This is a genomic window from Pseudoalteromonas sp. SWN29, from assembly GCF_015864465.1.
GTDB lineage: Bacteria > Pseudomonadota > Gammaproteobacteria > Enterobacterales > Alteromonadaceae > Pseudoalteromonas.
The window spans coordinates 1-7,085 of record NZ_JADYXE010000087.1 but is presented as its reverse complement, the minus strand read 5'-3'; the positions used below and the strand labels follow the sequence as shown (position 1 = coordinate 7,085).

The window sequence follows — 7,085 nt, the reverse complement described above, 5'->3', positions numbered from 1 at the left end:
ATAAAAAACCAAGAAGCGTTTAAGCTCCAAGAAAGTTAAATACGACCTTGAAGCTTAAAATGAGAGATGGTATCTACCAGCTAAATTTTCACACTTCCACGCAATGCTTTGTTTTGGCCATGTTTGGTTTTTTTATCCATACGTTTGCGCTGTGAATTACGGCTAGGCTTAGTAGCTCGGCGCGCTTTATTGACAACCGTGGCACTAAGAATTAAATCTTTTAAACGTTTAAGCGCATCTTCGCGGTTTAGCTCTTGCGTGCGATGGCTTTGGGCTTTTATTATTAAAACGCCTTCTTTGGTGATTCTTGAATCGTTTAAGGCTAGCAAACGCTCTTTGTAAAAATCAGGTAGTTTAGAGCGGTTAATATCAAAGCGTAAATGAATAGCACTGGCTACTTTGTTAACATTTTGACCACCGGCACCTTGCGAACGAATAGCCGTAAGCTCTAGTTCCCATTCATCGATAGTGACAGTATTTGAAATTGTTAACATTGTGTTCAGCTCTATTTGTCAAAAATGTATTATATCATCTGTACATTGACTTGTGGTGAATCAACTAAAATCTTAGAACTTAAGTAAATTCTCATAACTTGTACTATAAAATCCGCTAATACACTGTTTTGTGTTGGCAAGCGCCGTTAATTAGTTTTTAATTGGCGCAACTTTAATACTAGGAAATGCCCAATGAAAAAAATACTTGTATCACTTAGCTTATTAGCAATGAGTTTCTCAAGCCTTGCAGAAGATATTAACGAAGGTCAACTTCAAAGCTACATGAAAGCACTGCCTGCTGTTTCTAGCTGGGCAAGCAGCCAAGAGTCATTAAAAGACTTAGACTTAGCAAGTATGCTAGGCGGCTCTGCTGATCAAAGTGTTGGTGAGCAAAGCTCGCTAGCTAATAGCGCATTAAGCATGATTAAAGAGCAAGACCTGTACAAAAGCTTCGCGGATATTACAAACAGTTATGGTTTTACACCAGAGCAACTAGTAACTGTGGGTTCTGAAGTATCAATGGCTTATATCGAAAATCTTAAATCGGGCCTTTCTGCTGATAACCAAGAAACTGCAACTAAAGTAATGGGCGGCCTGCAAAGCCTTAAAAGTGCTAAAGATAGTGGCGCTAGCTCGTTAATGGGTTCGTTTGGTAAATCATCAAGCGCAGCTGCGGAGTCTACGGATTCTTTAGTAAGCGAAAGCAACCTTGAACTTGTGAGCGAATACATGCCACAACTACAAAAGCTTTTTGCACTTCTATAAGTTTTATTGTTTTACAAAAAAGGTGGCTGTTGCCACCTTTTTTAATGCCTAAAATTTAAAAATCACGACATTTTACGAATTGTACTTAGCGGTGCTATACGTAAAATCCAATGTAAAAAAGACCACGGCCAGGTTGGTACAAAGCTGTTGGCTTTTTCTTTATTGATGGCTTTTACCAGTGCTTTACAGCCTGTTTCAGTATCGACAATAAAAGGCACTGTTTTTACTTTTTCGTTTATTTCACTTCTAATAAAACCAGGATGTACACAGCTTACCTTTATTGGTGTATTCATTACATCGATACGTATACCTTCGCTTAATGAGGTAATAGCTGCTTTAGTGGCAGCATAAACAGTCATCGCTCGTCTAAAACCACGCACAGCACTAATTGACGAAATAGTGACTAAATGGCCATGATTTTGTGCTCTAAAAATTTCCATAGCGGCTTCGGCCTGTGCAAGTGCCGCTACAAAGTTAGTTTCGGCGGTTTGCTTGTTGGCATTAAAATAGCCGGTACCAATAGAGGCGCCTTTACCCATGCCCGCATTTATAATAACTCGGTCAAGGCCGTTAAGATCTTCGTTAAAGGCTTTAAATACACTAAACACTTGCTCGTGGTTGTTAACGTCGAGTACTTTTATGCTAATGGTTATATTAGGATTTATTTGCTCAAGTTCTGCCTTTAGCTGCTCTAATAATTCAAAGCGGCGAGCGCATAAAGCAAGGTTACACCCTTGTTTAGCAAATTCTTTTGCCATCCCTTTGCCTAAGCCTGAACTTGCACCTGTTATAAGTATATTTTTGCGCATTGTATTTGCTCCTTAGGTATAGGTAATTAGTTTTTGTTGTGGATATTGCTCTAAAAAGTGATGTTCGTTTAAGGTACTTATGCCCAGCTTACGATTTTCACCTTTGCCACGCGCGACCACTTTAGTAACGCCTGCATTTACTAGGCTCCAATTAATATCAATAAAACGATCAAGCTTTAGCCCCATTAAATGGCTGGTAATAATGCTAATAGGTCCGCCTGAAGTATAAACAATCACTTTTTTGCCATCATGCTGCTTGGCTATTTGTTCAAGCACGCCGAGTACACGGGCACTAAAGGCATTAAAGCTTTCGTTATAGAGAGTGCTGTCGGGATTAAGCACCCATTGCTCTATGGCGCTAATAAATACGTTTTTAAAATACTCCATTGGGTCGGCTTGCTTGCTAAGTACCGCACGTAGTTGGCTTGGGGTTGCAAGGTTTGGGTTATAAACCGCTAAAATATGCTCGTGATCGTACTCATTTAAGCGCGCATCATTTACTACAATAGGTGCATCGTTAAGGGCAGCTAAACTCAGCTCAGCAGTTTGATTATGGCGTAGCATTGTGCCTGCAATAATGGCATCGGGCGTTAGCTGTTTTTGCGCTAAATATTCGCCAAGTAAGCTCGCTTGCTGTTGCCCTTTTACCGATAGCTTGTCGTAGTCATCAGCCGAAAAGCTGGCCTGCCCGTGGCGTACTAAATATAAAATGCACATTAGGCTTTTCCTTGATTTTTAATCGCTTTATTACAACGCCATAAAAGGTAATGTACAAATACCCAAAAGTTTTTAAATGCGGGGTTTTTAGTTTGTCCGTGGTGATAACGATAATAAATTTGCTGCACTATGCCGGCGAGTCTAAATAAGCCATACACTTCGTAAAAGGTAAAATCGTCTACCGTTATATCCATTTTTTTACAGTAATAAGCGACAACTTCTTTACGGGTAAGCATGCCTTTTAAATGAGTTGGTTGGTGCCGTGTAGCTTGTGCTAAAAAGTCATCTCCGGGTTCTACCCAGTAAGCTAGTGTATTGCCTAAATCCATTAATGGGTCGCCAAGCGTTGCAAGCTCCCAATCTAAAATGCCCAGTACTTTTGTGTAGTCGTTGGCATCAAGCACGACGTTATCAAACCTAAAATCGTTATGAGTGATGCAAATTCGCTCATGGCTTGGCATGTTGTTTTCAAGCCATTTAATGACCTTTTTACCACTGGGTACATTCCATGTTTTAGCTTTTGTAAAACGCTCGCTCCACCCACTAATTTGGCGCTGCGTGTAACCCTCGCCTTTACCTAAGTGACTTAAATTAGCGTGTTTGTAATCTACTTTATGTAGCTCAACTAGGCAGTCGAGTACATTTTCGCAAAGCTGCTTTGTGCGCTCGGGCGTTACAGTTAAATCGCGCGGTAAATTTTTACGCGGAATAATGCCCGTGAGTTTTTCCATAACGTAAAAATCGGTACCGAGTATGCTTTCATCGTCGCAAAATGCTTCCATGCGAGGCACATAACTGTAAACCGGTTTTAGCGCGTGTTGTAGTTTGTATTCGCGGCCCATATCGTGCGCACCTTTGGCTTTAGTGCCTTTTGGCGCGCGGCGTAAAATAAGCGATTGTTGTGGGTAGTCTAGGCAGTAGGTCCAGTTTGACGCGCCACCTGCATATTGGGTAACACTTGGCTCGCCAGTTAAATGTGTAATGTGCTGTTTAAGCCAGGCATCTACTTTTTGTGTGTCGAGCTCTTCGCCTTGGCGCACGCTTTTGGCTTGATCTAATAATTGTGTGTTCATCGTTTGCCTTTATTATTTTGATTTTAAACGTTGCATAGAGCGTGTTTTTTTCAGCATGCTTTTAATGTACCACTCAACGGGAAGAAGCTTTTTCATTAAAAAGGCTTGTTTACCTAATTTATGGGTCAAAATTAAAAACGGGCGCTTAAGCGATTGCTTATAAATAATATCAGCAACTTGCTCTGCGGTAATTGGCGAGCGCTCAAACGCGCGGTTTAGCATTGTTTGCATAGCTGGTTCGCTGGTGCGCATTGATTCATCAAGGTTAGTTTTAAAAAAGCTGGGGCACACTACACTTACATCTATATTGTCGTAGGCAAGTTCGAGCTTTAAGGTTTCACTAAAGCTGACAACCGCTGCTTTTACCGCATTGTAGCTACTCATAAAGGGAATAGGAGTAAGCCCTGCTTGTGAGGCAATATTAATAAAGTAGCCTTTGCCTTGCTGTTTAAATACCGGATAAAACGTTTTGCACACCCGCACCATTGAGAGCAAATTAATATCCATAATCCACTGCCATTGCTCAAGTGATTCTCCTTCAAGCGAGCCGCCAGTAGCAACGCCTGCATTGTTTACAACTATATCAACTCCTTGCCACTTGGTTTGAATAATATCGCAAAGGCCTTCTATATCAGTTTGTTTAGTTATATCGCAGGCATAAAAAAAGGCATCGGCTTTTAATGCTTGCAGCTCGGCAATTGTGACGGCTGCGCGCTCGGCGTTTATATCGGCAATGCAAATTTGTAAATTGGCACCTAGGTTATTGGCGTAACTAAGTGCTAATGCTTTGCCAAGCCCTGTGGCTCCACCTGTTATTATTAGTCTTGTTTTCATGTGGTGGCCTTAGCGGTATTTGTTAAGTTCGAGGCGCGAAACCATGCCCATATGTACTTCGTCGGGGCCATCGGCAAGGCGTAAAATGCGTCCCATTGCATTAAACGATGCAATGGGAAAGTCGCTCGACACTCCTGCACCGCCAAATACTTGTATTGCCATATCTGACACCATTTGCAGCATATTGGGCACCACTACTTTTATACTCGATATTTCGGTCATTGCGTGTTTAACGCCTTGAGTATCTATTTTCCATGCCGCATGTAGGGTTAATAATCGCGCTTGATCTATCGCCATTCGCGCTTGCGCTACGCGCTCTAAATTGCCCCCTAATTTAAGTAGTGGTTTACCAAAGGCGCTGCGCGATAGTCCGCGCTTAATCATAAGTTCTAAGCAACGCTCTGCAGCACCAATTGCGCGCATGCAATGATGAATACGCCCTGGCCCTAAACGCCCTTGAGCAATGGCAAAGCCCTTACCTAAACCTAAAATAAGATTTTGCTTTGGCACGCGTACATTATTAAACTCCATTTCACCGTGACCGTACGGCGCATCAAAATCGCCACAAGCACTTAGCATGCGCTTAATATTTACTCCTGGTGTATTTAATGGCACTAACACCATTGAATGTTGACTGTGTTTATCGTTTTCAGGGTTAGAAAGCCCCATAAAAATAGCCACTTGCGCATTAGGATGACCAAGGCCTGTGGTCCACCACTTTTTACCGTTTAAAATAAGCTCGTCGCCATCAACATCTATGGTAGCTTGCATATTGGTTGCATCTGAGGAGGCAACGTCGGGTTCGGTCATGGCAAATACAGAGCGTATTTCGCCATTTAATAATGGGGTTAGCCACTGTTGTTTTTGCTCATCGTTTGCAAAGTGATAAAGCACTTCCATGTTACCTGTGTCGGGGGCGTTGCAATTAAAAATCTCTGAGGCAAATAAACACTTCCCCATTTGCTCAGCAATAGGTGCGTATTCTAAACAGCTTAAACCTTGTGCTAAATGTTGGTCGGGTAAAAATAAGTTCCACAGGCCTGCTGCTTTTGCTTTGGCTTTTAATGGCTCAATGTGTTCACTTAGCTGCCATGTAGTCCAATCGCTTGAGTTATTTTTAGCATGGTTATGCTCAACAACGGCTTGCTCAATAGGCAATACGTGTTCATCCATAAAGGCTGTTACGCGCTTTAGATAGTCTTGGCTTTTTTGGCTTGGTTCAAAGTTCATGAGGTAACCTGTTTATTTTTATTTAACCCAGCATAAAACATTCGCCTCAATGAATTAAATGAAATATATTACCAATCAAGTGTGAATATAATTCATAGTATAAGCGGGTAATAATGATAGAAGCTAAACACATTCAGCAACTCGATTTAAATTTACTTAAAATTTTTGAGTGTTTGTACTTTGAAAAAAACATGAGCGAAACAGCCAAAGTGCTGTACATAACGCCTTCTGCAGTAAGCCATGCCATTAAACGCCTGCGCAGTGTATTGAACGATCCATTGTTTGAGCGCCAAGGGCCGTTAATGCTACCCACTCCTGCATGCCAGCGCATGGCACCTGCGCTAATAGATTTACTTGAAAAGTTACGACAAGTATTGCAAGCCTGTGGCGACTTTGACTTAACCACTACCGCACAAACGTTTAAAATAGCGCTGCACGATGCTATTGAGCCAATAGTGCTGCCTAAATTGCAGTTAATATTGGCAAAACATGCCCCAAAGGCAAACCTTGCGAGCGTTAAGTTAAACCGCGACGATATGCACAAGCAACTGGCTAATCATCAAATTGATATGGCGATAGATGTAGCACGGCCAATAAAAGCGCCCATTAGCCATGCTGTGCTTTCGAGTGATCACTTTTGTGTATTAATGAAAAAAGATCACCCGCTTAAAAACCAATTAAATATTGATAATTACTTAAGCGCCAAACATGTAGCGGTATCTAACAGAGCAACGGGGACAGTAATTGAAGATATTGCATTGCTGCAATTGAGCTTAAACCGAGAAGTGGCGATACGCTGCCAAACCTATTTTGCAGCTAAAGAGGTTATAAAAAACTCGCCATTTTTACTTACTCTACCTTCAATGATAGCAAGTCAGTTACTTGATGAAACATTAATAGCTCGCTCTGTACCTACCACTATGCCTGCTATTTACCAGCATTTATATTGGCACCAAAACACCGATAAAGACGATGCCTTAATATGGTTACGCAGCCAAGTAGAGGGTATATTTAAGCGTTAGGCAAAGATTTTTTTTTGTAGTTAAGTAATTAGAAGCTGCGCTTCTCGCGCGAGCAAGCTCTGCGCCTTGTATCTCTTCTTGATGAGTGTTTAGCTAGCACTTGTCACATCGGGAAGACAGTGAGCTCGTACCCAACCAGAG

The 7,085-nt window shown here is 41.6% G+C and carries 8 protein-coding genes; 2 read left to right on the top strand and 6 right to left on the bottom strand.

Annotated features, from left to right (window positions below):
- Positions 1-80 precede the first annotated feature (80 nt).
- The gene (gene arfB, locus I6F53_RS19680; protein ID WP_166421812.1) at positions 81-494 is read right to left on the bottom strand and encodes an alternative ribosome rescue aminoacyl-tRNA hydrolase ArfB; all 414 of its coding nucleotides are present in this window, start codon (positions 492-494) and stop codon (positions 81-83) included.
- A gap of 192 nt (positions 495-686) precedes the next feature.
- Here arfB and I6F53_RS19675 point away from each other — a divergent pair, with 192 nt between their 5' ends.
- Positions 687-1,259, top strand: a complete 573-nt coding sequence (locus I6F53_RS19675; protein WP_197240878.1) for a short-chain dehydrogenase — start codon at positions 687-689, stop codon at positions 1,257-1,259.
- Between the two features lie 62 nt (positions 1,260-1,321).
- On the opposite strand, the gene I6F53_RS19670 is transcribed toward I6F53_RS19675, so the two are convergent.
- Genes I6F53_RS19670 through I6F53_RS19650 form a run of 5 tightly spaced genes read right to left on the bottom strand, consistent with a single transcriptional unit; the run spans position 1,322 to position 5,922 of the window.
- Positions 1,322-2,068, bottom strand: coding sequence for an SDR family oxidoreductase (locus tag I6F53_RS19670; RefSeq protein ID WP_197240877.1), 747 nt, complete (start codon positions 2,066-2,068; stop codon positions 1,322-1,324).
- A 12-nt stretch (positions 2,069-2,080) separates the two neighbouring features.
- Positions 2,081-2,785 (bottom strand): histidine phosphatase family protein, encoded by a 705-nt coding sequence (locus tag I6F53_RS19665; RefSeq protein ID WP_197240876.1) that lies wholly within the window; start codon positions 2,783-2,785, stop codon positions 2,081-2,083.
- Positions 2,785-3,858, bottom strand: a complete 1,074-nt coding sequence (locus tag I6F53_RS19660; protein ID WP_197240875.1) for a phosphotransferase family protein — start codon at positions 3,856-3,858, stop codon at positions 2,785-2,787. The genes I6F53_RS19665 and I6F53_RS19660 overlap by 1 nt, the downstream gene beginning before the upstream one ends.
- Before the next feature lie 12 nt (positions 3,859-3,870).
- Complete coding sequence (locus I6F53_RS19655) at positions 3,871-4,692, bottom strand: SDR family oxidoreductase (RefSeq protein ID WP_197240874.1); 822 nt, start codon at positions 4,690-4,692, stop codon at positions 3,871-3,873.
- Between the two features lie 9 nt (positions 4,693-4,701).
- Positions 4,702-5,922, bottom strand: a complete 1,221-nt coding sequence (locus I6F53_RS19650) for an acyl-CoA dehydrogenase family protein (RefSeq protein ID WP_166421806.1) — start codon at positions 5,920-5,922, stop codon at positions 4,702-4,704.
- Positions 5,923-6,035: 113 nt separating this feature from the next.
- Here I6F53_RS19650 and I6F53_RS19645 point away from each other — a divergent pair, with 113 nt between their 5' ends.
- Positions 6,036-6,944 (top strand): LysR family transcriptional regulator, encoded by a 909-nt coding sequence (locus tag I6F53_RS19645; protein ID WP_197240873.1) that lies wholly within the window; start codon positions 6,036-6,038, stop codon positions 6,942-6,944.
- Positions 6,945-7,085 lie beyond the last annotated feature (141 nt).